General features: G+C 39.4%; 27 protein-coding genes and 1 pseudogene. 23 read left to right on the top strand and 5 right to left on the bottom strand.

Annotated elements, in window-relative coordinates; translation table 11 throughout:
• Positions 1-109 precede the first annotated feature (109 nt).
• From EMK97_RS12680 to EMK97_RS12655, 6 genes are all read left to right on the top strand, one after another.
• Positions 110-814 carry a substrate-binding periplasmic protein gene (locus EMK97_RS12680; protein WP_130602732.1) on the top strand — a complete coding sequence of 235 codons (705 nt, stop codon included), beginning with the start codon at positions 110-112 and terminating at the stop codon, positions 812-814.
• Between the two features lie 121 nt (positions 815-935).
• Entirely contained in the window at positions 936-2,303 is a 1,368-nt protein-coding gene (locus EMK97_RS12675) for a DNA-3-methyladenine glycosylase 2 family protein (protein ID WP_130602730.1), read from the top strand.
• Entirely contained in the window at positions 2,303-2,836 is a 534-nt protein-coding gene (locus EMK97_RS12670) for a methylated-DNA--[protein]-cysteine S-methyltransferase (RefSeq protein ID WP_130602728.1), read from the top strand. Before EMK97_RS12675 ends, EMK97_RS12670 begins: the two co-directional genes overlap by 1 nt.
• A 149-nt stretch (positions 2,837-2,985) precedes the next feature.
• Complete coding sequence (locus tag EMK97_RS12665; RefSeq protein WP_130602726.1) at positions 2,986-3,702, top strand: TetR/AcrR family transcriptional regulator; 717 nt, start codon at positions 2,986-2,988, stop codon at positions 3,700-3,702.
• Positions 3,703-3,789: 87 nt separating this feature from the next.
• Entirely contained in the window at positions 3,790-4,887 is a 1,098-nt protein-coding gene (locus EMK97_RS12660; RefSeq protein WP_130602724.1) for an efflux RND transporter periplasmic adaptor subunit, read from the top strand.
• Positions 4,888-4,896: 9 nt separating this feature from the next.
• Entirely contained in the window at positions 4,897-7,980 is a 3,084-nt protein-coding gene (locus tag EMK97_RS12655; protein WP_130602722.1) for an efflux RND transporter permease subunit, read from the top strand.
• Between the two features lie 305 nt (positions 7,981-8,285).
• On the opposite strand, the gene EMK97_RS12650 is transcribed toward EMK97_RS12655, so the two are convergent.
• Entirely contained in the window at positions 8,286-9,578 is a 1,293-nt protein-coding gene (locus EMK97_RS12650; protein ID WP_130602720.1) for a hypothetical protein, read from the bottom strand.
• Between the two features lie 48 nt (positions 9,579-9,626).
• Positions 9,627-11,996: a TonB-dependent receptor gene (locus EMK97_RS12645; protein WP_130602718.1), complete on the bottom strand. Its 2,370-nt coding sequence runs from the start codon at positions 11,994-11,996 to the stop codon at positions 9,627-9,629.
• 183 nt (positions 11,997-12,179) lie between these two features.
• On the opposite strand from EMK97_RS12645, the gene EMK97_RS12640 reads away from it, so the two are divergent.
• On the top strand, positions 12,180-12,686 hold the full coding sequence (locus EMK97_RS12640; RefSeq protein ID WP_130602716.1) for a GNAT family N-acetyltransferase: 507 nt from the start codon (positions 12,180-12,182) through the stop codon (positions 12,684-12,686).
• On the opposite strand, the gene EMK97_RS12635 is transcribed toward EMK97_RS12640, so the two are convergent.
• The gene (locus EMK97_RS12635; protein WP_130602714.1) at positions 12,683-13,114 is read right to left on the bottom strand and encodes a DUF1801 domain-containing protein; all 432 of its coding nucleotides are present in this window, start codon (positions 13,112-13,114) and stop codon (positions 12,683-12,685) included. The genes EMK97_RS12640 and EMK97_RS12635 overlap by 4 nt on opposite strands.
• An 81-nt stretch (positions 13,115-13,195) precedes the next feature.
• Between EMK97_RS12635 and EMK97_RS19060 the strand changes: the two genes are divergently transcribed.
• The 11 genes from EMK97_RS19060 (at position 13,196) to EMK97_RS12585 (ending at position 21,800) form a co-directional block, all read left to right on the top strand.
• On the top strand, positions 13,196-13,363 hold the full coding sequence (locus EMK97_RS19060; RefSeq protein WP_170176759.1) for a hypothetical protein: 168 nt from the start codon (positions 13,196-13,198) through the stop codon (positions 13,361-13,363).
• A gap of 127 nt (positions 13,364-13,490) precedes the next feature.
• On the top strand, positions 13,491-14,327 hold the full coding sequence (locus tag EMK97_RS12630) for a 23S rRNA (adenine(2030)-N(6))-methyltransferase RlmJ (protein ID WP_130602712.1): 837 nt from the start codon (positions 13,491-13,493) through the stop codon (positions 14,325-14,327).
• Positions 14,328-14,498: 171 nt separating this feature from the next.
• Entirely contained in the window at positions 14,499-14,870 is a 372-nt protein-coding gene (locus EMK97_RS12625; RefSeq protein WP_130602710.1) for an energy transducer TonB, read from the top strand.
• Positions 14,871-15,084: 214 nt separating this feature from the next.
• The gene (locus EMK97_RS12620) at positions 15,085-15,372 is read left to right on the top strand and encodes a hypothetical protein (protein WP_130602708.1); all 288 of its coding nucleotides are present in this window, start codon (positions 15,085-15,087) and stop codon (positions 15,370-15,372) included.
• A gap of 641 nt (positions 15,373-16,013) precedes the next feature.
• The gene (locus tag EMK97_RS12615) at positions 16,014-16,877 is read left to right on the top strand and encodes a DUF2167 domain-containing protein (RefSeq protein WP_130602706.1); all 864 of its coding nucleotides are present in this window, start codon (positions 16,014-16,016) and stop codon (positions 16,875-16,877) included.
• Between the two features lie 131 nt (positions 16,878-17,008).
• Positions 17,009-17,305 (top strand): hypothetical protein, encoded by a 297-nt coding sequence (locus EMK97_RS12610; RefSeq protein ID WP_130602704.1) that lies wholly within the window; start codon positions 17,009-17,011, stop codon positions 17,303-17,305.
• Between the two features lie 544 nt (positions 17,306-17,849).
• Positions 17,850-19,115, top strand: coding sequence for a S41 family peptidase (locus EMK97_RS12605; RefSeq protein WP_130602702.1), 1,266 nt, complete (start codon positions 17,850-17,852; stop codon positions 19,113-19,115).
• Between the two features lie 94 nt (positions 19,116-19,209).
• Complete coding sequence (locus EMK97_RS12600; RefSeq protein WP_130602700.1) at positions 19,210-19,803, top strand: hypothetical protein; 594 nt, start codon at positions 19,210-19,212, stop codon at positions 19,801-19,803.
• 162 nt (positions 19,804-19,965) lie between these two features.
• Entirely contained in the window at positions 19,966-20,799 is an 834-nt protein-coding gene (locus EMK97_RS12595; RefSeq protein WP_211342242.1) for a class I SAM-dependent methyltransferase, read from the top strand.
• A gap of 92 nt (positions 20,800-20,891) precedes the next feature.
• Positions 20,892-21,257 carry a hypothetical protein gene (locus tag EMK97_RS12590; RefSeq protein ID WP_130602698.1) on the top strand — a complete coding sequence of 122 codons (366 nt, stop codon included), beginning with the start codon at positions 20,892-20,894 and terminating at the stop codon, positions 21,255-21,257.
• Between the two features lie 237 nt (positions 21,258-21,494).
• On the top strand, positions 21,495-21,800 hold the full coding sequence (locus EMK97_RS12585) for an NIPSNAP family protein (RefSeq protein ID WP_130602696.1): 306 nt from the start codon (positions 21,495-21,497) through the stop codon (positions 21,798-21,800).
• A gap of 137 nt (positions 21,801-21,937) precedes the next feature.
• Here EMK97_RS12585 and gloA read toward each other — a convergent pair.
• A pseudogene (gloA, locus tag EMK97_RS12580) lies at positions 21,938-22,344 on the bottom strand (lactoylglutathione lyase).
• Positions 22,345-22,402: 58 nt separating this feature from the next.
• The gene (locus EMK97_RS12575; RefSeq protein WP_130602694.1) at positions 22,403-22,822 is read right to left on the bottom strand and encodes a tautomerase family protein; all 420 of its coding nucleotides are present in this window, start codon (positions 22,820-22,822) and stop codon (positions 22,403-22,405) included.
• 128 nt (positions 22,823-22,950) lie between these two features.
• On the opposite strand from EMK97_RS12575, the gene EMK97_RS12570 reads away from it, so the two are divergent.
• From EMK97_RS12570 to EMK97_RS12550, 5 genes are all read left to right on the top strand, one after another.
• Positions 22,951-23,523 carry a TetR/AcrR family transcriptional regulator gene (locus tag EMK97_RS12570; protein ID WP_130602692.1) on the top strand — a complete coding sequence of 191 codons (573 nt, stop codon included), beginning with the start codon at positions 22,951-22,953 and terminating at the stop codon, positions 23,521-23,523.
• Positions 23,524-23,577: 54 nt separating this feature from the next.
• Positions 23,578-23,982 (top strand): VOC family protein, encoded by a 405-nt coding sequence (locus EMK97_RS12565; protein WP_130602690.1) that lies wholly within the window; start codon positions 23,578-23,580, stop codon positions 23,980-23,982.
• Between the two features lie 197 nt (positions 23,983-24,179).
• Positions 24,180-24,563: a hypothetical protein gene (locus EMK97_RS12560; protein ID WP_130602688.1), complete on the top strand. Its 384-nt coding sequence runs from the start codon at positions 24,180-24,182 to the stop codon at positions 24,561-24,563.
• A gap of 68 nt (positions 24,564-24,631) precedes the next feature.
• Positions 24,632-24,886 (top strand): hypothetical protein, encoded by a 255-nt coding sequence (locus EMK97_RS12555; protein ID WP_130602686.1) that lies wholly within the window; start codon positions 24,632-24,634, stop codon positions 24,884-24,886.
• Positions 24,887-25,001: 115 nt separating this feature from the next.
• Entirely contained in the window at positions 25,002-25,613 is a 612-nt protein-coding gene (locus EMK97_RS12550; protein ID WP_130602684.1) for a LysE family translocator, read from the top strand.
• The last annotated feature ends 48 nt before the right edge of the window (positions 25,614-25,661 follow it).

The following is a 25,661-nucleotide window of genomic DNA, read 5'->3' as shown; positions in this document are numbered from 1 at the left end:
TAATAGGCAGAAACAAAATCACGAAACAAGAAAATTCGACTAAAGCGATAATGTAAAATGTCGACAATAATCCTATAATACACCTTATTTAGCGCGTCTTTTTCTGTACATGAAAGCTATTCTTTTCTTATTCACTATCATTACCACACTCTACATACCTATTACGCATGCGCAAACCAGTATTACCCTAGCAGTAGAAAACAGTTGGCCCCCTTATGCAGACCAAAACGGGAATGGCATATCAAAACAAATCTTGCAAAAAGCTTTAGCTCATCAAGGAGTACAAGTTAGCTTTGTCACTGTACCTTATGCGCGCGCATTACACCTGGCAGAAATAGGTAAAGTTGATGGCGCTTTTAACGTCACTAAACAAGCAAGTACCCTGAAAAAATTCACCTTTGGCCAAGAGCCAATTTTGATCGCCTCAGCCTCTTATTATTACTCGCAAAATACCCGCTTTGACTATAAATCGGTTGCCGATATTCCTTCAGGTACTTCCATAGCTGTGATTCTCGGTTATGAGTACGGCGATAAGTACGAACAGCAAAGGCACAGATTTGATGAAGTAAAAGTCTCTAGCCAAGAACAAATAATCAAACTACTACGCAGTAATCGTGTCGATATGGCTATTATGTTTGACGAGGTTGCCAGTTATTACCTAAAACAAATGCAATTATCCGAGCAAGCGATTAGTAAGGGACACATTAATCATACCAGTGATATTTATGTTGCCTTTAACAAAGAAAAAGCCTTAGAAGATGTGATCAAAAAGCTCGATAGCGGCCTTAAAGCAACACGTTCTTTAAACAAGTAGCTAATGCAATTGCTGTAAATACTAGGGATTTGGTAAGAGTTCCGATTATGGCTAGTACCACAATAGCAAGGGACTATAATCGTTATCAATTACTCTTTGTTTTTACTGAATCTTATACCCCATGATACTAGATAGAAAAATATGTCAAAAAGCACGCTTATCTCGAGATGCACGATTTGATGGCAAGTTTTTTACCGCAGTAAAAACCACCGGAATTTATTGTCGTAGCATTTGCCCAGTTTCCCCGCCCAAAGAAGAGAATGTCAGTTATTTTGACTCTGCGATTGAGTGCGCACAAGCAGGCTATCGCCCTTGTTTGCGCTGTCGACCTGATAGCGCGCCAAACTCCCCGGCTTGGAAAGGCGTTAATGCGACTTTAGACAGAGCCTTAGCCTTAATTGATCAGGGTTGTTTACAGGAGCACTCACTCGCCTACTTAGCAGAGCGCTTAGGCATTAGCGATCGATATTTACGACAACTGTTTAAACGACACTTAGGTACATCAGCAAAGAATTACGCCCTTTATCAGCAATGCCTATTTGCCAAACATTTATTACACCAAACCAAGCTACCTATTACAGAAATAGCACTAGCCAGCGGCTTTGACAGTGTCAGGCGCTTTAACGATTGCTTTAAAAAACAATTACAGCTAACGCCTTCACAACTAAGAAAATCAACTCAGGCAAGTGATAACAAAATTACTGTAAAGCTTTACTATCAACCGCCTTACAATTGGCCGGTAATGCAGGCAACCCTAGCAGCTCGTGCCATTGATAAGCTTGAATGGTGCACTAAAGAGAGTTATGGCAGAAGTTTTACTTGGCAAAACAGTCATGGTTATTTCACCGCAACTCACCTAGCTGAGCAAAATTGTTTTGAAGTTAACATAGTTATCAGTGAAATATCCCAGCTAAAAGCAGTCACTCATAATATTAAACGTATTCTCGATCTCAATGCCGATTTACAGCATATTGAAAGCGACTTAAAGCACTGCTTACCAAGCACCTTTACCTTCAACTCTGGCATTCGCTTACCGGGCATCTGGCAGTTATTTGAAGCAGGAGTTAGAGCTATTCTTGGCCAACAAATATCTGTTGCTGCAGCGCGCACGTTAGTGAGTCAATTAGTTGATAATTTAGGTGAGCCCTATGGTGATATGCGACTTTTTCCTAGCCCACACGCCATTGCTAACAGTGACTTAGCCTTTTTTAAAATGCCGCAAGCGCGTAAAAACACCTTAAAAAACCTTGCTAACTTTTATCTAGAGCATCAAGATAATAGCGAGCCACAGCAATGGCTAGCATTAAAAGGCATTGGCCCGTGGACAGTCAATTATGCACAGATGCGTGGCTTAAGTGATCCCGATATTTTTCTTGGCGCTGATTTAGGAGTAAAGAAAGCCCTTGCGCAAAGTCATCATGAGTTTTCTCCTGAGCAAGCTGCTCCTTGGCGAAGCTATTTAACCTTCCAACTTTGGAGCCAACTATAATGTTTATTGATTATTTAGAAACCCCACTTGGGCTCATGGAGCTTACTGCCAATGATGACGGCTTATGCCAAGCCATCTTCTGTGGCGATAACATTAAAACTATCAATGCCAATCAAGTTACTAAAGATAGCCAACATCAGTTACATGAATATTTTGCTGGCAAAAGGAAAGCCTTTGACTTGCCGCTAGCACCAAAGGGAACTGCCTTTCAACAACTTGTTTGGCAGCAGCTTGCTAATATTCCTTATGGTGAAGTCTATAGTTATGGTGATATTGCCAAGCTAGTTAACAAACCTAAAGGCTCGCAAGCGGTTGGCGGTGCCAATGGTAGAAATCCTATTTCAATCATAGTGCCATGTCATCGTGTTATTGGCGCAAATGGCAGCCTTACTGGCTATGCTGGCGGCATAGAACGTAAACTTTGGTTACTTAATCATGAAGGCGCTAAGCTAAACATAAATGACCAACAGCAAGCGCTTAACTTAGCTGAGGTTATTCATACTCGACAAAGTAAAACTGAGTTTTTAGTGTAACAGCGCTGTTTGCTTGGAAACCATCAACACAACAGAGAATCAAAAGCCTTCTGTTAGCGCTCAATAAGTCATCACTTGATCATTTTTTCAAATCCGTTACAATTTCATTCGAATGATATTCGAATGAAGTTTCAATTACAGAGATTACTATGGCACCAGCACCTAAATTTAGCCCACAAGAGCAAGAAAAGCTTATCTTCTGCGCGGCAATTAAAGCAATTGAACAAAGCAGTTTATTGGATTTTTCCATGTCAGCTATCGCTAAACTCGCGGGGCTTTCTATGGGGTCTGTGTATAAGTTTGTTCAATGTAAAGAAGATGTACTTATCGCGCTTGCGACAAAAATGTATCAAGAAAGGCAGCGAGTGTTTAAGCAAGTATTATCACTGCCACTGACTACGCCGGAGCGTATTATTGCCATCAGTCTTTTAGATTTTTCCAAAGTGCAAATGTATACCTTTGATGATCAACTCGAAAGCATAGTTAATACCAATGCCATGATGAAGCGCTGTTCGCCACGCTGGCTAGAGCAAATGATTGCTTGTGGTCAGGTTTGTGAATCTACCTTTCATCAATTTTTATTATCAGCCGCCGCCTCAGGTGAACTCATCTCAGGTAATAAAGATATTGAAGAAATAAACCTTGCCACTTGGTCTTTAGCAGTAGGTTACTTTAAAACCGTACGTGTTCATCAATGTTGGCATGGTGATCTTGATGCTGAAGAAGTGCTAACGGCATTAGCACCAGATAATTTACACATAAAAACTATGCAACGATTAGTTAACAGTTATGACTGGCAAACTAAAGTCAGCAATGACGATATTATTCGCACCTGCCAGTGTTTAGAAAATGCTGGACTAAGATAAAAAACGACTAACATTAATAGAGAGCAAAAATTCACCTATTTTTACCTCAAGCAACATAAGTTTGAGAACTCAGTTTAAGGATACAACATGAAATTTACCAAATGGCTCATCGTCATTATTGCTCTAGCTAGCATCATCTTTGGCTTACATAGCTATAAGGCATCACTAAAAGAAAGTGCCAGTGCACAAGCAGCCAACATGCCTGAGCCTTCTGCTACAGTAAACTCAATTGCCGTAAGTACCGTTAGCTTTCAAAAAACGGTGCAAGTAAGTGGTGAAATTCAACCATTTAAATATTTAAGTTTAACCAATGAAATGGCAGGTCAAATAACGCGTTTAAATGCTCCGTCAGGCAGCATAGTCAATAAAGGCCAAGTGTTAGTTGAACTAGATCACCGTGATGAAGCAGCACGCCTTATTGCTGCTAAAGCCAACTTAACCTTAAATGAGCAAACCTTAGCGCGTTATATTAAGCTGCATAAAAACCGTGAGATCAGCGAAGAAAGTGTCGATCAAGCGCGTGCTGCCGTTGATATTGCCAAATCAGATATCGCCGTGCTAACCACTGCTATAGCTAAAAAAACCTTAGTTGCCCCGTTTACCGCCAAAGTGGCTATTCATAGCTTAGAAGTCGGTCAATATTTAGATAAAAACAGTCAAGTATTAGCGCTAGTTGGCATTAATGATTTTACTTGGATTGATTTCAACCTTCCGCAGGTTTACCAAGAGTTATCATTAGGCGAAACCGTACAGATCAAACCAATGAATCAAGAAGCTGTATTTGATGCTGAAATCATTGCCATTGATCCACAATTATCAGGGCAATCACGTCAGTTAAAATATCGCGCACAAGTACCAACAAAAACACTGGCGTTAAAACCTAATACCTTAGTTAGCGTTATAGCCCCCATTGCCGAGCAAGAAACCGTTATTGCCGTACCTGATTTAGCTATCAAACGCGATGCCTTAGGTAACTACGTATTCTTACTGGAAGAGGCAGAACAAGGTAGCTTTAGAGCTAAACCTGCCAAAGTAACACTAGGTGAACGCCAAGGCGATCAAGTGATGATTGTTGATGGCTTAAGCGCAGGACAAGTTATCGCCAGCAAAGGCGCATTTAAACTATTTCCTGGTATGAAGGTATTTGTTGCCAACAATGAAAGCAGCACAGTTGCTCAGCAATAAGGGAATATAATGCAAGAAAATAAACCCTCAATTATGGACATCTTTGTGCGACGCCCAGTCGTTGCCATTGTTTTGTCGATTATTATCTGTATTGCGGGCATCTGGTCAGCAAGTAAAATTCCGGTACTGCAATTTCCCAAAATTGAAAGTGCGTCACTGGTTATCGATACCTACTACATAGGTGCTTCAGCGGATGTTGTACAAGGCTTTATTACCGAGCCTATTGAGCGTGTTGCAGCCACTGTACCAGGCGTAGAATATGTTGATTCCACTAGCACCTCAGGTAGCAGTAAAGTCACTGCGTGGTTAAAGCTAAATGAAAACAGTACCTTAGCCTTAGCAGAGCTAACAGCGCGCTTAAGCCAAATCCGCTATGAATTACCCTCTGGCTCGCAAGATCCTGTGGTTTCGGTAAGTCGCGCCGATAGACCTTTTGCCGTGTTCTACTTAAATGTTCATGCCAATGGTAATGATTTATCACGTATTACTGACTATTTAACCAGACAAGTTAACCCTATTCTTAACGCGATTGAAGGGGTACAACGTGTTGGCATTGAAGGTGCGCGTACGCCAGCAATGCGCGTATGGTTAGATGCACAAGCCTTAGCGGTATTTAACCTAAGTGCTAGCGATGTCTACCAAGCCTTAGCGGCCAATAACACCATAGCCACTATGGGTTATGTAGAAAATGATAGACAAAAGATTGATATTGTCGCCAACACACAATTAAGCAGCGTTGAAGAGTTTAAACAGTTAGTTATCAGTGAGGTAGATGGCGCTAATATCTACCTTAAAGATGTCGCTACCGTTAAGCTTGCCGCAGAAGACTCTAACGTTACCGCCAGATTAAACGACAATGATGCTGTGTATATTTCTATCTGGCCGCTGCCGGGTGCCAATGAAATTGCTATTGGTGATCGACTATATAAAAAGGTTGAAGAGCTAAACCAGTCGCTGCCTCAAGGTATTAGCATTGATTTTGCTTACGATGGCACCCTATATATGCGTGATGCCCTACAGGAAATCTTCACTACCTTAGCTGAAACCGTGATATTAGTCGGTATTGTGGTATTAATGCTAATGGGCTCATTCCGCAGCGCCCTAGTGCCCTTAATTACTATACCTATTTCTATTTTGGGCGCGATAGGCGCTATGGCAATGATGGGCTTTTCATTAAACTTACTGACGGTATTAGCCATTGTATTATCGGTTGGCTTAGTGGTTGATGATGCTATTGTTGTGGTTGAAAACGTTGCTCGCTTAATGCGACAAGGCATGTCTAAGGTTGATGCTGCTCTGATCAGCTCTCGCCAGCTACTAGTGCCTATTATTTCTATGACACTTACGTTGGCTGCGGTATATGCACCTATTGGCTTCTTATCAGGTTTAACCGGCGTACTCTTTAAAGAATTTGCCTTTACCTTAGCCATAGCGGTCATAATTTCAGGTATTGTTGCCATCACCTTATCACCTATTATGAGTGCTTATGTCTCGCCAAGAGGTGGACAAGAAGGCTGGTTAACAAGAAAAGTTAATCATGTTTTTGATGATGTTCAAAAAGCCTATGGCAAACTGTTAACGCACATTTTTAGGTGGCAGGGACAAGTGTTCTTAGTGGCACTTGTGGTTTCATTGCTAACCGTGCCTTTTTACTTAGATTCAAAGAAAGAGCTAGCGCCAATAGAAGATCAAGCTGGCGTGATGTTTGTTATTCAGTCACCGCCAGATTCATCACTTGAATACAACGTTGGTCAAATGGGGCCTGTGGTTGATAGCCTAAGAGAAATTGAAGGCGGTAAGCAAATCTGGCAAATTATCTTTGGCTCAGGTGGCTTTGGCGGCTTAGAGTTAGTAAAAGCAGATGAGCGTGACTTTAGCGCGCAATCCTTAGTGCCAACAATTTACGGTAAATTAGCGCAAATTCCAGGCCTGAATATGCTACCTATTTTACCGTCATCATTGCCTAGCTCAGGTCAATTTGAAGTGGAAATGATCGTTAAATCTTCAGCATCTTACGATGATATGAAGCAATATGCCGATCAACTTGTTGGTGCTGCTTTTGGCAGTGGCCAATTCCTCTATGCTGATACCGATTTAAAAATTGATTTACCTCAGGTAGAGCTGCGCTTAAATCGCGAAAAAATTGCTGATTTAGGCATGAACGTCGGGCAAATCAGTGAGCAGCTAGGCATATTACTATCAAACAACTTTGTTAACCGCTTTGATGCTAGTGGTAAAGCTTATCGCGTTATCCCAATTGTTGATAATGACGTACGCAGTAAAACCGAAGCAATATTGTCACTGAATATCAAAATGCCATCAGGTGAGTTATTGCCAGTATCTGCCGTTGCTGATTTACACTGGAAAACAGTACCGCGTCAGTTAGGCACATTCGCTCAGCAAAGCGCCTTTAGAATTTACGGTGGTGTTGCTGCTGGTTCAAATAAAGAAGCCGCGTTATCAGCCATTGAGCAAGCCGCTAAAGATATTTTACCGCCGGGCTACACCATTGATTATGCCGGTGAATCACGTCAACTACGTAAAGAAGGTAATACCTTAATTATGGTATTGGCAGTATCTTTAGTGATTGTTTTCTTGGTATTAGCGATTCAATTTAACAGCTTTAGAGACCCACTAGTGGTGCTACTTGGTTGTGTACCATTAGCATTATCAGGTGCGCTCTTAATCCCTTATGTTGAGCTAACCACTATTAATATCTATTCACAGATTGGCTTAATCACCTTAATCGGCTTAATTGCCAAAAATGGTATCTTAATCGTTGAGTTTGCTAATCATGCGCAAGAGCAAGGTGCAAGTAAACTAGCGGCGGTTACAGAAGCGGCAACAACTCGTTTACGCCCTATCTTAATGACCACAGCGGCGACCATTTTAGGTCACTTCCCGTTAGTGTTAGTTACCGGAGCTGGTGCAGAAGCACGTAATAGTATTGGTATTATTCTCGTGGCTGGTATGTTCATTGGTACTATCTTTACCTTATTTATACTACCTAGCTTCTACTTACTACTTGCAGAAAAAAGGCAGAAATTAGTGGCAACTGAGCCAACAATACCAGCGCCAAGTTTGCCGGTATAAACAGCTCCTAACAACACCTAACATAAAGCACCTAACATAAAGCACCTAACATAAAGCACCTAAATACAGGTGCTTTTTTCTGGCTAAAAAAAGGCCACAGCAAGCTGTGGCCAAAAGAGGAAGCGAACATCCAAGATGCAGCCTCTGCCTAAAACATGTTAGTTAAAAATATTTAAGATCCTATTTACCTTTATTTAATCATTCAGCTGATGGATAAAAACTCTTTAATCAAGGCAAAAGTTGCGCAGTTTAGTCTGCTAAATCAGCCACTTTTAACGCAGAGTAAAGAGGTTTTAGCCTCAGCTCTAGTGATCATGCCCTTCTTCAGCAGCAATACCTAACCAAGCAGCCTTGCCTGCTTCAAAATCTAAATGCATATCGTGGATCACTGCACCTTCAGCTAAATCAACCGTTAATACTTCATGCTCATGAACGATATAAACTAAATCATCAACTTTCGATGCGATAATCAGTGGTTTCGCGTCTTCAGCAATTTCTTCAAATACCTCAATACGCTTTTCCAACTGCCAACCTTCTTCTGCTGCATATAGGTTTAATTTACCTGTATTATCAAGCATTAACATATGTTCATTATGACCATCAAAACCATAGCTTAGATAACTAATATCTTCTTCTGGTTGCCATTCAAACGGGGTAATTTCGCCATGGTCAACATCCACTAAGAATACGCCGCCTCTTGATAAACCAATCATTAGTGGGGACTCTGGGCTACCTTTTAACGAACCAATACGCACACCTTCTGGCATAGAGTCTGGATTGGCTAATTTGCTAGCAGTGAATAGCTCACCATCTTGTTCAATTACAAGCACGCCATCACCACAAGCAAAAGCAATGTGATCTTCGGTTTGGAAGCTACCGTGTAACGCAGGACAAGTTTCTTCAAAAACTTGTTCTTGATGGAAGTGGTCGCCGTGCATCTCAAGTAACACTACTTGCTCTGGCAGGCTGCTTTCCGAGTTAGCATCACGTAAGGTTGTTAACACAAAATCACCACGAATTTCCGCAGTACCATGCATATAGGTATCAAAACTATGGTGAGCGATAATGCTGCCTTCACTGATGCTTTCATCGCTGAGTACACTTAAACCAGCGACTGCGCCACTGTCTTTATCGCCATCAAAAAAGAAGGCTGTTGTTTCACCGCGAGGTACATAATGCGTTGGTTTTACATCGGTTAGCGTAAAGCTGGTCAAACTAGGCGCATCTTCATGCTGATCGTAATGGTCACCATGTAACTCTTGCCATAAGCCACCATCAACAAACTCAACCAAATCATTACTTCTGTGTACTGCGACTGCATATCTATTTTCAGGGCTGCTGTATAGGTACTCGGCTGGGTGCGTTAAGTTAATCGTTTCAATGAGCTCATTTTCTTCAAGATCATAAATGTACAACAATGGTTGCTCTGAGTCTGAAATAGCTAATCTACCATGAGGTAATTCTTCGTCATGCCCATGGCCTGGATCTGGCGTGATAGTTGGATCTTTTTCAATAATTGTGGTTTCACTGCCGTTACAGCCCACTAAATTTAAGGCGGCTATAGCAAGCGCTATGCTTGATAGTGATGAGTGTTTCATAATTTTCCTTGTTGAAATTTTCTGGTAATTTTTATCTATAAATTGTGATTAAAAAGAGCCGCGAATGCCCAAGGCAAAAGAGCGGCCTGGCAATGGCGTCAAGTCTTTCAAGAATGAGGTATGTACTTGTGCATATTCGTCAGTTAAATTGCTGCCTTTCAGATAAAGCGCCAAATTATGTGCGCCAAAATCAAAGTAGTAATTTATGTTGGCATCAACCAATAAGTAACCATCAGTGGCTGATTCAAATTCAGCAACATGGTCTTGGTCGAAATACTGAGTAAATAACAAGTCAGCCGATAGGTTATTGCTCTGATACTTAAACTCTGTGGCAATGCGCGCCGGCGGTGTCCTCGGTAATTCTTCACCAGAAGTTAAGCGAGCACGAATTAAGTCACCTTGTACTTTCCAAGCAAAGCTATCAGAAATTTGCCAAACCACCTGTGCTTCAAAGCCATGTAGCTCGACATCTTCTGCGGTAAACAAATATAAAGGTAGGGTGTGAGCAATTTCTTCTTCACCGCCATGGCTACCGTGATCATGACCGCTGTGATCATGGCCATCACCTGCTGATAAACCTGTCGCTTGTTGATAATAGTAATCATCTATTTGGTTATAGAAGGCATTGAAAATAAAGCCAAAGTCACCTTTAAACTTACGTAAGCTAATATCAATGTTATTGGCGGTTTCTAAGACGATATCTTCATCAGTTAACCCTATATACGGATGATGATCTGCCGACTCATACTGTTTAAATAAAGCCCCTACTTCATAAGTGCTTGTACCTATGTGAGGGCCGAAAGATAATAATTCTGCCGACGATGGCGCACGCTGCGAACGTGAAATAGACACGCCTAGGTTATAGCCGTCGGTAAAATCCCAGACTAAGCCAGCAGAAAGACTGGTCGGGTTAAAGACATGGGAAACATCAAAGTTACGTACCACTTCGTCACCACCATGATGGTCGTGATCGTGGTCGTGACCATCATCATGTTCTTCTTCAAACTCTAACTCAGGTAACCTAACGTTATTGGCAGTAATTTCAGTTCTTTCAATACGTGCACCTAATTGTACTAAGACATTGCCAAAGTGACGCTCTTCCATCCAAGCCAAGGCAATAGATTCCGTATCTGAAGGCGGTGTAAATGCTTCAGCACCTTGCGCGGCAAAGTCGTTTTGCTTGTAATGCACGCTAATGCCGCCACGCCAGTGCCAAAACTCCTGATGTAATAACTCTATTCTTGCTTCATAAGATTCATTTTCAAAGGTAGTGCCTACCTGATCAAGCTCTAACTCACTATGGTGATAATCTGTATAAGCAAACTTAGAATTTAGTGACTTTATCACACTGTTATCAAAATCTAATTCACTGAGTATTTGCCATCTTTTTTGTTGTAAGTCAGCAAGTACGTCAATATCTTCATCACCATGGCTATGCCCTGGAATACCATACTCTTGCGTTAAGTCTTGGTAAGAAAAACCAACATAGCCTTGTTCAACTAAGTAACTCGCGCCAACGGTAAAACCGCTTGATTCTGATGCTGAATTAGCAACCTCATCAACACCATCTTTTTCAGGAATTTCATAGTTTTTTGCATCTCGCCAAAAACCATCAAGGTGCAATGCAAAGTTATCTGTTCCTGTATTGATGCTACCTGAAGCTTGTGACTGGTCATTAACGGTATCTTGTTGCAGCAACCATTCACCCTTGGTTTCATTGCTAGTAGGTACTCGCTCATCGACTACATTGACGACACCACCAATAGCACCGCTACCGTAAAATAGCGTTGCCGGACCACGTAGTACTTCTAAGCGCTCACTGGTTGACACTTCCGTTGATACCGCATGATCAGGACCAACACGCGATGCATCACCAGCATCTAAACCATTTTGAGTTACTAACACGCGTGGTCCATCTAAACCACGAATAATTGGCGTACTAGCAACACCACCATGAAAGTTACTGTGAACACCCACTTCTTTACTTAAACTATCGCCTAATGAGTTAGCTTGTCTCATGCGCAGCTCATCACCTTGTAATACGGTAACAGGTAAAGCAGATTCGATATTTGAGGTATGGAAAGGCGTAGCAACAACATCGACAATCTCGATGGCTGACTTATCTAGTGAGATATCAAGTGTATTACTTTGATTTTGTTTAACATCGAGTTTGACACTTCGATGAACATACTGCTCTGCCGCAATGTGTAGCTCGTAGTGGCCAGGTGGAACATCTAATAAAAAATTGCCGTTTTTATCTGTGATAACTTTGGCATTTGCGCCCATAACTTTTACGGTTGCACCGGCTACTGCGTTGCCCTGTGCATCCTTTACTCGCCCAGATATTTGATCAGCAAATACCTCACTTGTGCCTAATACAGCACTAAGTACACCCGCAAGTATTGTTAACTTTTTCATTTTTTCCCTTACTGTTTTATTTTGTGACAATATCACATTTCGCAAGATGTTATATTATCACAATTACAAAGACAATAGGGTTTGTTAACTTTTTGTTATTTATTTACCAAGCTATAAATTTCATTTATAAATAAATGCCTTAAATGCGCAGAGCCATAAAAGCTATCAATAGGCTAAAAAGATATGAATATAGATAACGAAAAAACTGAAGATATAGATGGCATAAGCAAAGTTATCTATAAAGCATTTGAAAACCACCCTCACCATCAAGCGGGCGCACTGCCAACAGAGCATCTCATTGTTGAAAAGCTGCGCGTACAAGGTGCATTAAGCCTTTCTTTGTTAGCCAAGATTGATAATGAAATTGTTGGTCATATTGCTTTTTCACCTGTAGAAATTTCAGGTAAAGCACTGAAATGGTTTGGCTTAGGGCCAGTATCTGTTGCTCCGAATATGCAAGGGCAAGGTATTGGTAGCAAACTTATTAATGAAGGGATAAAGCAGCTAAGAGCACTTGGAGCAAAAGGTGTGGTATTACTTGGCGAGCCTGAATATTATAGGCGCTTTGGTTTTAAAGCCTACCCGCAGTTAAGCTATGCGGGTGTGCCAGCAGAATATTTCCTGGCGCTAGCCCTAAAAGACACACCATTGCCCTCAGGTGAAGTAAACTACCACAAGGCCTTTACTTAGCTCGTATTTGTACGATCAGCCTGCACGGTATTGTCAAAATCACGCCTGATTATTTCTGACAAAACGTTAAGATCAACGTCTGCCAGCTTATTAATATACAGACAAGCCACCGACCGCTTGTACTTTCCCAGTTTGGCATATAGCTCTGCAGCGCCTGCGAATTTATCACCAAGGTAAAATGCCAGATTAGCTTTTCTTGGTGAAAAGCCTACTGCCAACATTGTACCCTCTCTGCCGCTATCATACTTATAGTGATACCTGCCAAAACCTATAATAGATGACCCCCACATTATCGGGGCTAATGAGGTAATTTTTTTAAATAGCTCAAGAGCAACTAACGCATCTTCACGACGGCGCTTATTTTCAACTGTAGCAATAAACGCTAACGGGCAAACTGATGTAGGTTGGGTTTTGTTTTCTGTCGCCATGCTTACTACCTTTTCACCTAATTTGTCTTTAATCTGCTAACTATAGTAAAAATTCACTCAGTCAAAGCAATAATTTTTGCCATGCTGGTAACAAGTTTATTTGCCGAGTTCAAAGGTTCTGGATATCTTAAAAAGCGCTATATTGTTAAAGCAGCTAAAAAAGCATTAGCAAAATGGCAATACGCACCAAAGCAAAACTTCAAAGAAAGTTATGAAGTTATTTTTGAATTTAGCGCTGAGCAAAACTAATACTAAGCGATATTAATCAACATGAGTTTTTATACAAATAACAGTTGGCTTTTGCTCCTGCGTCGGTTATTTTAGCCAACCATTTTTTGCCCATTATTGTGGGCTTTATATTTAAAGGGCTCAGCAATTGTTAAGCTATCGTCACTCATTTCATGCAGGTAATTTTGCTGATGTTATTAAGCATATAGTTTTAGTGGAAATTCTTGAACATCTTATTAAAAAGGATTCTCCATTTGATTATATCGACACTCATTCTGGAGCTGGCATTTACGACCTTTGGAATCCTGATTCGCAGAAGTTACAGGAATATACTGAAGGTGTTGGGAAATTAGATTTTAATGAACTCCCTGAGCTTGAAAAGTATTACCAAGTTATACGCTCCCTTAATAAATTTGACGCTATAGATATCTACCCAGGGTCGCCGTCTATCGCCAATTTTTATCTTCGACGCCAAGATAGAGGGTGGTTGTTTGAGCTACACCCAAAGGATTACGATCTTTTAAGCAACAACTTTTCCGACAAAAAAAATATGAGAGTTCACCATAAGGACGGATATGACGGTCTTAATGCATTGGTTCCACCAATCAGTAGGCGGGGTCTTGTTTTAATCGATCCATCCTATGAGATTAAATCTGAATACCACTTGGTAATTGACCGTGTAATTAAGGCACATAAAAAATTTAGCAATGGCATTTATGCCATTTGGTATCCTGTTGTTGATAGGCACTCCATTACAAGAATGGAGGAAGAACTAATTAAAAGCGGCATCAGAGATATTCAACGATTTGAACTGGGTATATCTGATGACTCATCACAAAGAGGGATGACGTCTTCAGGGATGATCGTAATAAATCCTCCATGGAGGCTCTTCGAAAAGATGTCTCAGCTGCTTCCTAAGATTGCCTCTATAATCACACAAGTTAACAGGCCTATTTACAAATGTGAGATCATAGTCGATGAGTAACCTGTTATCAGACTATATAAATATCAAGAGAATTAATCGTGATTCGCAATAATTTGGCATTGTTAGTTACAAACAGCGCAACAGATAATGAGCTTACGACTTGCCAAAAACACGGTGCAGGCAGCTAACAAGAGACTATGGCGTCAATAACTTATTTTAAGTCTTAGGCGCTTGGCGCCAATATCATCAGATAAAACGGCCGATAAAGCAGTTATTGCCCCTGCACCTTTGCCTATGGCTGAAGTGCAAATTACAGCGCTGGCCAAACTTAGCAAACCTGACGTTAAACTAATGCCCATTCATAAGGAGTTACCAAAATATAGCTATAACTCACTACGTGATAAGCAATATGGCGAGGTTCAACTTAAGTACCACATCACAGAAAAAGGCAAAGTCACTAAGGTATCTGTGATAAACAGCACGGTAAATAGAGAATTCACACAAGCAGCTAAAAAAGCATTAGCAAAATGGCAATACGCACCAAAGCAAAACTTCAAAGAAAGTTATGAAGTTATTTTTGAATTTAGCGCTGAGCAAAATTAATACTAAGCGATATTAATCAAAATAGGTTTTGATGCATAACTCGTAGCCATTCAGATTAATGCTGACAGTATTAATTTTTTACGAGTTGGTAATTGGACAGTAAAATCAATTTTAACAATTTGATTTATTGAGTTTTTCTGTTAATTTAGAGCGATGAACGTAGACGGACATTACTGAGAGGTCTACATAATATACTGTTATGTTTGAGTCAGGTATGGACGAAGATTTAAAGAAAAAAGTAGATATTGTGGTAGGGGTAAGCCGCCTAGCCGGTGGGACATTGATACTTGTTGGTAGTATTTTGGTATTTGTTTTTACTCAAGCCGCGCTAGACCCAAATGCTTCCATTGAAATCAATGGTGTTCCGACTAAAGACCAAACAGACAAAATTGTGGCAGCAATTTTTACGGCATTATTTCCATTAATAGGTCTGTTCCTATCTTTTACACCAGCAAAGCTACTTGATAAGTGGGCAGCAAAAATTATTGGCCGTTTGAGTTAATCTCAAACATAACAACCCAATCAAGGACGGGACTGCTAACGCTTGGCTCAGTTCCACTTCGTTACACAGTTTAGCCAAGCATTATCAGCCCCTTAGTAGGGCATTATGTATTCATCAAAGGATTGGCTCTAGCATTGAGTATCTTAGAAAAAACTAAATTTAAGGTTTATTTGGTACAAGTTACTAAAGGTTTCAAACTAGGGCTTTTAATGCTAATCCCAATGGTATTGGTTGACTATTGAAGCGGTGATTTTGACGGTGAAGATCTGTTATTTTGGTTATTGTTCACGTTAGGAACAATACCTGTGTTTATCTTCATGACGTTAGCTTATGCTTTACTCGAAATTACAGAACTCCATAAGTTTACACGAAGTCTCATTTGGTCTTTCACAAGTTCAATTGTCATAGTAGCGCTTATTGCATTGGTCGGTTTTTTCGAACCACCCTTTATGGAGTTTACAGAATATACTCGTAACGTTGTATTATTCACAGTACCTCTAACAGCAATATATTATCAATTACCTTGGAAAGAAGAGTATTAAAAAGAATACATAACAAGCTATTAAACAAAGTCAAAATACAGTTGGCTTTAAGCAATTTCGACATAAATTGAAGTTACAATAACAAATAAGGAAATATTAATGCGTTTTGGACTATTAAGTGTTTATATTATTTTTTTCTCATTTTCAGCTTTTTCTCAAGATGAAGAATACCTCAAGCAGGTGCAGCAGCTAGATTGGAAAGGTGTCGCTGACAGTTATGATATTGCTTCCAATGATGCAAAAATTACAATTACTGAAAATGAATACTTAGTTTTAGGGAAGGATGCCCATAAATTAATGCTTCTTAACGAAGGGCATGATGGCTTCAAGCCAGACGCTGTAAAACTTAAAATTCATGTCGATGAATCTGAATCTACTACAATTTATCAGCGGAACGAGATAGGCTTCGTAAAAATGGATGATTGGGAAGAAAACATTGATTCTGATGAGATGTTAGCAGAAATTATACAAGGCACAGAAGAAACCAATAAAATACGAGCTGAAGGTCATGCCAAACTATATATAGACGGTTGGTCACAGACTCCTTTTCTAGATAAAGAAAACTCAATCATTTATTGGGCAATTAACGGGCATACAAGTGACAACAGACAGTTCGTCAACGCTAAGGCATTGAAACTAGGAAGAAAAGGTTATACGGAAGTTATTTGGGCTGGTTCGCCAGAACAGTTTACTAATGCCGAGGCTGTATTGGAGCCTGCTTTAGCGAGTTACACATATAATGAAGGCTTTCAATATGATGACTTTATGCCAGAAACAGACACTGTTGCTGCAATGGGGGCTGGCGCATTAGTTTATAAGCTTGCAACAGGTAAAGCAGCTGTGAAAGCAGGCTTTTTAGCCGCTGCTGCTATTTTTGCTAAAAAGTTCTGGTTTATCATATTTATACCATTCGCTTATGGTTGGAAATGGATTAAACGTAAATTCTCGAATAAATCAGAATAAGCAGCTAACAAATTGCTCAAGTTCGTTCATAAACTCACTGGAACAATTAACAGTTGGCTTGGCGCTTCGCGCAAGTATAGCCAACAACCAATTACCCTTGGCAAAATGTTGGTTGTCAAAATGGTATCTGGATGCTGAAACAAATTAGAAAAGCTATGTTTATTTTGGCTATTGTTTTTTTCGCTCTAATGTTCATTCTGAGTTATTTAGAAGAAAATCATTTTGCGCTTTTGGCTGTAGACTTAGCAATTATTTTTTGGGGAGCTGAGAAATGCCTCTGTTGGTTTCTAGGTGAAAGGATATCTATAGCTAATCAAGTTGCAATTCCTCAAGATGCTCCTAAAGTTCTAAGAACAGTAGGGCTTTGTTTTGGTGGCTTTGTTGTTGGCTATGGAATTTTTGACATAGCTGAGAGGCTTACAACATAACAAGACACTGCATTACGGTTCACCAAAGCGATCACATCATTTGCGGTGCAAATCGCCTGCCCGAACTTGGTTTACATACTAGCAAAACATTATATGCAAAGGGAGTTTTGTGAATAATTCAAAGTTTTTTTTTACAAATCTAGTTTTAATCACAGCTCTATTGATCGTGATTAGTACTTACATTGCTTTATATGCTGACAGTATAGCGGTTATAACAGGTTATTTTATTGCAGCAGCAATAATTCCAGTACTAATCACATTGGTTGCTTCATACGCTTTATTTAAGGTAACAAAGCAAGATTTAAATTCAAATAAACGGTATCTTATTTTTGCTGTACCAATCACGTCAGTAGTGTGTTTGCAATTATTGGTATACTGGACGATACAATATGGATAACATTTATGTAATTTGCATATAATAAGTTGTTTAATTTGGACTTTCTATAGTCTGCTCAGTTCCGCTTCGCTTCACATTTTAGCCAACGTTTACTCCTCGCTTGATGCGGCATTACATTAATTCACAACGATACGGATAGTATGAAAAATGAAAATTAGAACCTGGGTAGTTTTATTGCTCACCACCTCTTTAGCTAGTTGTATTAATACGACAAAAGATAGCGAGTTTAATTCTAAAGACTCTTGGGAAGAGCTTGAAAGTGTGCTTAAGCAACAATACGCATATTTAGATCGCCCTAACTTGAATGTTCAAGAGGTATTTACTGAGTTCAAGGCTCGAGCTTTAGCGACCAAAAGCAAACAAGAGTTTGCAGATGTCAGTCAAATGCTCTTACGCCATTTTTACGATCCCCACTTAAACCTTGGCCCCTATGATGAAAATGACTTTAGTGTGTTTCCAACAGGCTCAGATATTAGCGCAACGTACAAAAATAATATGTTCATTATTGAAGATATCAAGGCTGATGGCGCTGCCGATCTTGCTGGTATTCAACCAGGCGCTGAAATCATAACTATCGATAATTTACCGGTAAAACAAGCGGTTGAAAAAGTGTTTGGTAAAAAGCTTGAGCAACTCTCGTTGGAGCAAATTAACTATGGCGTTAACGTTAGTTTAGGTGGTTATCGAAACAAACAGCGGATAATTAAGTTAAAAAATCACGACCAATTCAAAACCTACCAATTAGCGGCAAGTTATGAATGGCTTAATGCAATGAAAAACGGTCCAACCGTAACTTATAAAAAACTGAATGACATTGGATATATTCGGTTTAATAACTCACTCGGTAATTCGAAAACTGTTAACGCTTTTAAAGAGGCTATCAGTGCCTTGTCGGCAACTAATGCGTTAATTATCGACCTTCGAAATACGCCAAGTGGTGGCAATACCGGTGTTGCGGAACCAATATTGGGGCACTTTGTTGACAAAAAAACAGCCTATCAACGTTATCAAACGCAAGAAAATGGTATTTCATACCAAGAGGCCCACATGGAAACCGCGTATGTTGAACCCAATATGCCTTATTACACTCAGCCTTTTGTTGTCTTAGCTGGTCGCTGGACCGGCAGCATGGGAGAAGGGATGACAATTGGCTTAGATGCAATCGGTGCGGTAACGGTTATCGGGGCTCCTATGGCTGATCTTTTGGGGGGCATTAAAACGGTCAAACTGGTTGAAAGTGACACCTGGATAGAGCTTGGATTTGAACGGCTATATCACGTAAATAATACCTACCGAGAAGACTTTGAACCTCATATCATGATTAGTCCTGCTGATCGGGATGTTAATGGTAATGACCCTGCCTTATCACGAGCTCAACAGTTTCTTAATGAACTCGTCGTAGACTCAATGTAACCAGGCAATCTTGTCGGAATCGCTACGCTCTTTGCAAATTGCGGCGTAGCCCCAGTACCTTTACATATATTTTTTGTCAGTCAAAAGGATTGAAATGCTTTACCTAATATTCACTATTGTTCTTTGTTTTCTTGGTGTCTTTACGTTTATACCTAAATTTAACAGTATTATAGAGCGACACAGTGTAGGTATTAATTTTTTTCTCACTCTTATTGCGACATTAGTTGGTGTTCTATTAGCTATATCTATTACAAATTACGAAGCGAAACAAAAAGAAAAACAAGATGTTATTAAACTTTTAAAGTCATCTATCTCTTCAGTAGAGACGTGTTATGAATATAGTGAAGAATTAATAGAATATTTTAATAAATTGCCAAAAGAAGATAAGTTGAGGGTTGAGTTCTATGTAAAAAATCCACCACCATACCCAGACTATTTAGACACTTTCTTAATGCAAAATATAGTTAGCAAAAATTTATCGGAGACAACATTAAGTGAGCTAAACGAATACTTAATCAACCTTAAAAGAAGTCGTGCATTTAATGCGCCTTTATATCTCAAGGTTTTAAAGCAAACATTAAAACTCTTAGAATTAGAGGTAGCGTATCAAAAAGGTCACATTAATGAAGCTCAATTGGATATAGAGTTAAGTGCACTAAATAGCATTTTAACGACTACAGGCACATAACACATATGAACCTTCTCAGGTCAAGTAAGCATAACAAATATCAGTTGGTTTTTGCTCCTGCATCGCTTATTTTAAGGAACTGATATTTGCCCATTATTGTGGGCGTTACATGCACGGGTAAGCTTATCTAACATTTCAAGCTTAAATATAAGGAAATAGAAAATGGCTAAATATAATTTTATTGTAAGCATTGCACTTCTATTATTTGTAAATGATGCCGTCGGTGGCACAAATGATAAAGATGCGATTTGGCATTCAGTTCACAATAATTCTTACCGCACAACGGAAGAAATCAAGCGAGATGAATTTCGTAACCCAGAACAGGTGTTACGTTTTTTTGGAATTAATGAAACATCTTCTGTAGGTGAAGTCGCACCTGGGGGCGGTTGGTATACCCATATACTTGCACCTTTATTAAAAGATAAAGGAAGGTATGTGGGGTTGCAACACAATCCTGCTTACTATGGAAAGTGGCCTGACTGGGCAAAAAAGCTTTCTGCCTATCCGGAGAAAATAAAAAATGAACAAAACTTATATGGGAATAATGCGATTGGTACTTGGTTACCAGCCGTTGAAGGCTTACCTGTAGAGGCGGCGTCGTTAGATGTTGTTTTTATCGTGCGGACAATGCATAACTGGCAAAATCAAGGAAGGCTAGAAAATGGGCTCAAGCAATCTTGGCAAATATTAAAAAACAATGGTGTTTTGGCCATAGTGCAACACAGAGAAGATGAAAGTTCTAAAAGCGATCGTGAAGCTGCTTCGAAACGTGGCCGTTGGAAACAATCAGATCTTATCAGTGTAATTGAATCATTTGGCTTTAAATTAGTCGCGAGCTCAGAAATAAACGCTAATCCTAAAGACACCAAAAACTATGAGAAAGGCGTTTGGACATTACCTCCAAGCCTTGCGCTGAAAGAAAAAGACAAAGAGGTTTACACAAAAATTGGTGAATCTGATCGTATGACTCTTAAATTTGTTAAAGTTTCATCATAAGTAGTAGAAATATAAATACAGCAATATGTAGTGCGCATATAAGGCATTGCATTGCGGACGTTGTTACTCCAACTAAAAAATAGGATAGAAATATGTCAGATAGCATTGCAACTTTTTTTGAAGCTTGGCAAATACAGGAAAGCGAGCCAAGGCTTGCTAAGATAAATAGCGCAGTAACAGAAAACATACAGTACGCTGACCCTCGAACACCTGAAACGCTAAATGGTATTGAAGCATTAAATAACTATGTAGCTATGTTTAGTGCAAATGCTCCCGGCTGGTCAGCCAAAGTGGTTAAAAGCGATACCATATCCAAGGTTACACGTGTCACTGTTGCTTTCGAGGGTTTAGGTCCAGATGGTTCACATCAAGTTCAACTCGGTCAATACTTTGTCGAAAAAGACAAAGACCTAGTATCCCGAATGGTGGGATTTGTCGGCACTGGAGAGCAAAATTAGCTTTACTATGTCTATTGCGGCATATTTAATCTATAAAGATATGGAACTTACTGATTTAAAAGCAATAGTTACAAAGCTAGACGAAAATCGCAGCTAAAAAATTGCTCAAATTCGCTTGTTAAATCACTAAGATAATTTTCTGCTAGCTTTTGCTCCTTTGTCTTTTATTTTCATCGGTTATTATCAGCCCAATATTGGGCATTATACGTTACTGTTAATACAAGAGGTGTTGCCACTATGATCACATGTTATGTCAGGTATGTAATTGATCCCAAGAAAGTAAACGAATTTGAAAAGTATGCGAAGATGTGGATACCTCTGGTTAAAAAGTTTGGCGGGATACATAACGGCTACTTTTTACCTTCTGAGGGCGCCAACAATATCGCATTAGCACTATTTTCATTTAATAGTTTGTCTGATTATGAGGACTATCGAATTAAATCTCTCAGTGATGCAGAGTGCATTAAAGCATTTGAGTATGCCGATAAAGTTGATTGTATTGTTAGCTATGAACGTAGCTTTTTTAGACCCGTTTTTAATTAAAGCTATAAACGCAAACTAAGTGTTCTAAACAAAAAGTAGTTGCCTTTCCTCAAGCGAAGCTTAATAACACAACTCCACTATGGCACATTCGCTAGCGATAAATGCCAAGTGGGGAGTCCATATCATTCGTTATGCTTTTACCTAGCCTCAATCAGCTCGATACTGTAACCATCTGGGTCTTCAATAAATGCAATTATTTCTCTGTTATCAAATTGCACCGGACCAGGCTCTCTTGTTATTTTACGCCCATTTCTTTTAGTGAATGACAAAATTGATGAATATCGGTTACCGCGAAAGCTAGATGTCCAAAAGCATCACCCTTGTCATACTTTTTCTCATACCAGTTATGCGTCAATTCAATTACAGTTGAGCTTGATTCTGCTTCAAAGCCTAAGAAGGTAAGTGTGAATTCTCCCTCTGGATAATCAACCTGTCTTAAGGTTTTTAGAGCAAATAATTCGGTATAAAAAGCAAGTGAACGCTGAAGGTCACTCACTCGAAGCATCACGTGTAAAAATTGCAGCACTTGATTAGTATTTTTCATATTATTCCTCCTGAAAACGCCCTTTAGCCTGAGCAGGCTAAAGGGCTTAGGCTGCAAACTAGCTGGCCTGTTGTATTGCTTCACCAAGTTCCTCATTTGTATAGGCTTTACCTGCAATGCCCCAAAGTCCTTCTACGGCATAAACGGCATTAACCCATATTGATTCCTTGTCAATTGTTCCCCCGGTATGAGTAAGCACAATGTCGGTGACTTCTCGTACAAAGCTATCTTTTTGTGCTTGACTGCCAAACGTAAATGAGGGCACTCGTAGTTCAACAATAGCTAGAGGGGACGGTTTTAACCCCGAAAATGTTAGTTCGCTATCCATAAATACCACCTCGCCAACAATATTTGGCAGCATGAATCGATTATCACTGATTTGGTGATTATCTAGAAAAGCCTGCCCAACGGCTTGATGCATCTTTTGAGCGTTTTCCTTAGTAATAAGTCCTTCAGTAATGATGATTTGAATTGGCATGTTATTTCTCCATAAATTAATGAGTTGATTTTAATGTGTAGTGATCACTATATTTAGTATAAATAGTGATCGCTATTTATTTCAAGTAAAATATAATGATCATTATCTATAATTTTTAAGGTTGGCTAATGAGAGCTTCTAAAGAACACATGAAAAAGGTACGAGGCCATATACTGGAGTCGTCTGAACAAGGCTTTCGTGAAGAGGGTTACAGTGGCTTGGGAATTAATGGTCTGGCAAAACGAGCGGGAATGACATCTGGTGCCTTTTATGGTCACTTCCAATCAAAAAACCAAGCATTTCATGAGGTTGTAAAAAAAGGAATGAATGACTATATTGATACCCTCACTCAGCTTGAGCAACAGTATCAAGACGATTGGCCTCAACAGTTTTTGGATTTCTATTTAAGTTTAGAGCATATGGATGATCTTGAGCACAGTTGTGTAGTTCCAGCACTTTCAACAGATGTAATGCGCTCAGATGAAAAGACAAAGAAGTTATTTTCAGAGCAGCTTGAGCAAATTGTGGCTCAAATGAGTACGGGGTTAGTTAGCAGAGATAGAACCAGTGCATTGGCTTTGGTATCGCTTCTAGCAGGCAGTGTGATGATCGCACGATGCAGCTCATCTCGAAAACAATCTAAAGAAATACTAGAGTCTGCACGCACTTTGGCAAACTCTCTTGTTTTCAAAGAAAAATGAACATAACAAATCAGTCAATTTACGCCTTCGGCGTTGTACACATGGAGATAGCGAATGAATTTATCTTTTCACATAAATTTCGATGGTCGTTGTGAAGAAGCTTTTCAATTTTATCAAAAGAACTTGGATGCTGTCATTGGCCCATTACTTACTTATAAGGACTCTCCTGCTTCAGAAAATGTAGCAAACGAATGGCAGAATAAAATTCTCCATGGAAGTATCTCAATTGGTAATATTGACATAGCAGGCACTGATACCGTCATAAACGAGTATGAGAAACCAGCAGGATTTTGTCTGCTGCTCAGACTAGCATCTGAGGAGAGGGTAAAATCACTATTCGAGATATTTAAAGAGGGTGGCGAGGTTATTTTGCCACCTCAAAAAACTTTTTGGTCACCTTGTTATGCCATAGTGACTGATCGCTTTGGCGTACCTTGGAAATTTAACTGTGTAATATAACAAACTGTTTAACAAAGCAATAATTGTTGATTTTTGCTGCTGCCTTGCTTATTTTAAGCCACTGATATTTGCCCATTATTGTGAGCGTTATATGTTCATAAATTTTAGAGTATCGATTTGCCATTGACATTTTAATTAAGCTTGGACATATTATGTCAATAAGGGGTTCATAATATATTTTCACAAGGAAGGAGTCTATGATGACTAACGTGCACAAAAATACTATTTCATTTCTATTAGGTAGTTCTTTTGCTTACATCTTTATTTGGTTATCTGGTGTAGTTGCAGCTATGCCTGTTCCAGAGTTTCTTCAACCATATAACGAATTCGTAGTTCCCTACTATTCCAATACCTTAATCGTGTTATTTGCTTCAATATTATCTATCATTATTGTCTTAATTGTACGTAAAGCTTTTACTTTCATCTCTAAGCAAAACATATTTTATTTTGCTCTACCAATAGTTTTATTCTTAGTCTCTATATTTGTCTTTTTAAACTTTGCTATAGCACCGCTAATGTATGCGGCAATTCCGACCTTGCTAGTCGCTTTAATATTCAGCAGTGGCGCACAAAAAGCATAGTAATTATCACAATAGTTAACTCTCCTATTGAATAATATTCACAACAATAAAATCCAAAAGGAAATTTAATGAATTTCACGGCACTTTTTGTCCAAGCATTACTTTGGCTAACCGTGGCCGCATCACCAACATTAATCGGCGTTATCATTGGTTTTTTACTTGGTTTACAAGCAGGTGAGCTCTACAGCTTAAGGGTACCTATGTGCGCTGCCATTGGTTTTATTATTGGTGGCCTTTGGGCGGAAAGAATAAGAAAAACAACGGGTTTATCTACCTTTTTAGGCAGATTAATTGCTATGTCAGAGTTTAAAGATAAAAATTAACCCCCTCATTGAGCTATTAAGCTAAAATATCGCGGCAATTATTGTTTGCTCAATGCAAATATAATTAAACATATCAGCCTCATATACGACAAACCTAGCTATATCGGAGAAGTTAATGACATTTGAACATTATATCGCGCTATTTATCACCATGTTTGTTGTTGCTATTGTGCCTGGCCCTGCGTTTTTGGCTATTGCTTCTGCCTCAGCTACTGAAGGCTTTAAACGTGGCATATACATGACATCTGGCTTACTTCTAGCTGACTATGTTTTTATTATACTGGCACTATCTGGCTTATCTTATGTGGCAGAGCTGTTAGGTGAAGCTTTTGTATTAATTAAGTATTTGTGTGCCGCTTACCTACTATGGATAGGACTATCGCTAATACTGGCTAAAGCAACAAATACAACGGAACAAGCACCAGAGAAAAGTAAACACACTGCTATTTTGGCAGGTTTTTTACTTACTTTAAGTAACCCAAAAGCCATTATATTTTATGTCGCATTATTCCCTGCCTTTGTTGATATCAACAGCATAACGTTAATCGATACTCTGGGAATTATGATATGCGCAACCTTAGCATTTGGTAGTGTTAATATCACTTTAGCCTACACCACAGCAAAGGCCAGCCAGTACGTTTGTTCGTCGAGTAAGTCAGGTATTATGCAAAAATGCGCAGGCCTAGTCATGGCAGGTACTGGCTTAACAGTTGCCGCAAGAGCATAACTAAAGGTAAAAACAATATATTGCACTTTCGCTTAAAAGCCTTTTAAA

The organism is Litorilituus sediminis, assembly GCF_004295665.1.
Taxonomy (GTDB): Bacteria; Pseudomonadota; Gammaproteobacteria; order Enterobacterales; family Alteromonadaceae; genus Colwellia; species Colwellia sediminis.
Note: the sequence above shows the minus strand (reverse complement) of the source record. Positions and strands in the feature narration are given on the sequence as shown.

Excerpts from the sequence above, each read along its gene's own strand:
- EMK97_RS12680 (WP_130602732.1), top strand. The coding sequence starts at position 110 with ATGAAAGCTATTCTTTTCTTATTCACTATCATTACCACACTCTACATA.
- EMK97_RS12675 (WP_130602730.1), top strand. The coding sequence starts at position 936 with ATGATACTAGATAGAAAAATATGTCAAAAAGCACGCTTATCTCGAGAT.
- EMK97_RS12670 (WP_130602728.1), top strand. The coding sequence starts at position 2,303 with ATGTTTATTGATTATTTAGAAACCCCACTTGGGCTCATGGAGCTTACT.
- EMK97_RS12665 (WP_130602726.1), top strand. The coding sequence starts at position 2,986 with ATGGCACCAGCACCTAAATTTAGCCCACAAGAGCAAGAAAAGCTTATC.
- EMK97_RS12660 (WP_130602724.1), top strand. The coding sequence starts at position 3,790 with ATGAAATTTACCAAATGGCTCATCGTCATTATTGCTCTAGCTAGCATC.
- EMK97_RS12655 (WP_130602722.1), top strand. The coding sequence starts at position 4,897 with ATGCAAGAAAATAAACCCTCAATTATGGACATCTTTGTGCGACGCCCA.
- EMK97_RS12650 (WP_130602720.1), bottom strand. The coding sequence starts at position 9,578 with ATGAAACACTCATCACTATCAAGCATAGCGCTTGCTATAGCCGCCTTA.
- EMK97_RS12645 (WP_130602718.1), bottom strand. The coding sequence starts at position 11,996 with ATGAAAAAGTTAACAATACTTGCGGGTGTACTTAGTGCTGTATTAGGC.
- EMK97_RS12640 (WP_130602716.1), top strand. The coding sequence starts at position 12,180 with ATGAATATAGATAACGAAAAAACTGAAGATATAGATGGCATAAGCAAA.
- EMK97_RS12635 (WP_130602714.1), bottom strand. The coding sequence starts at position 13,114 with ATGGCGACAGAAAACAAAACCCAACCTACATCAGTTTGCCCGTTAGCG.
- EMK97_RS19060 (WP_170176759.1), top strand. The coding sequence starts at position 13,196 with ATGCTGGTAACAAGTTTATTTGCCGAGTTCAAAGGTTCTGGATATCTT.
- EMK97_RS12620 (WP_130602708.1), top strand. The coding sequence starts at position 15,085 with ATGGACGAAGATTTAAAGAAAAAAGTAGATATTGTGGTAGGGGTAAGC.
- EMK97_RS12615 (WP_130602706.1), top strand. The coding sequence starts at position 16,014 with ATGCGTTTTGGACTATTAAGTGTTTATATTATTTTTTTCTCATTTTCA.
- EMK97_RS12610 (WP_130602704.1), top strand. The coding sequence starts at position 17,009 with ATGCTGAAACAAATTAGAAAAGCTATGTTTATTTTGGCTATTGTTTTT.
- EMK97_RS12605 (WP_130602702.1), top strand. The coding sequence starts at position 17,850 with ATGAAAATTAGAACCTGGGTAGTTTTATTGCTCACCACCTCTTTAGCT.
- EMK97_RS12600 (WP_130602700.1), top strand. The coding sequence starts at position 19,210 with ATGCTTTACCTAATATTCACTATTGTTCTTTGTTTTCTTGGTGTCTTT.
- EMK97_RS12595 (WP_211342242.1), top strand. The coding sequence starts at position 19,966 with ATGGCTAAATATAATTTTATTGTAAGCATTGCACTTCTATTATTTGTA.
- EMK97_RS12590 (WP_130602698.1), top strand. The coding sequence starts at position 20,892 with ATGTCAGATAGCATTGCAACTTTTTTTGAAGCTTGGCAAATACAGGAA.
- EMK97_RS12585 (WP_130602696.1), top strand. The coding sequence starts at position 21,495 with ATGATCACATGTTATGTCAGGTATGTAATTGATCCCAAGAAAGTAAAC.
- EMK97_RS12575 (WP_130602694.1), bottom strand. The coding sequence starts at position 22,822 with ATGCCAATTCAAATCATCATTACTGAAGGACTTATTACTAAGGAAAAC.
- EMK97_RS12570 (WP_130602692.1), top strand. The coding sequence starts at position 22,951 with ATGAGAGCTTCTAAAGAACACATGAAAAAGGTACGAGGCCATATACTG.
- EMK97_RS12565 (WP_130602690.1), top strand. The coding sequence starts at position 23,578 with ATGAATTTATCTTTTCACATAAATTTCGATGGTCGTTGTGAAGAAGCT.
- EMK97_RS12560 (WP_130602688.1), top strand. The coding sequence starts at position 24,180 with ATGATGACTAACGTGCACAAAAATACTATTTCATTTCTATTAGGTAGT.
- EMK97_RS12555 (WP_130602686.1), top strand. The coding sequence starts at position 24,632 with ATGAATTTCACGGCACTTTTTGTCCAAGCATTACTTTGGCTAACCGTG.
- EMK97_RS12550 (WP_130602684.1), top strand. The coding sequence starts at position 25,002 with ATGACATTTGAACATTATATCGCGCTATTTATCACCATGTTTGTTGTT.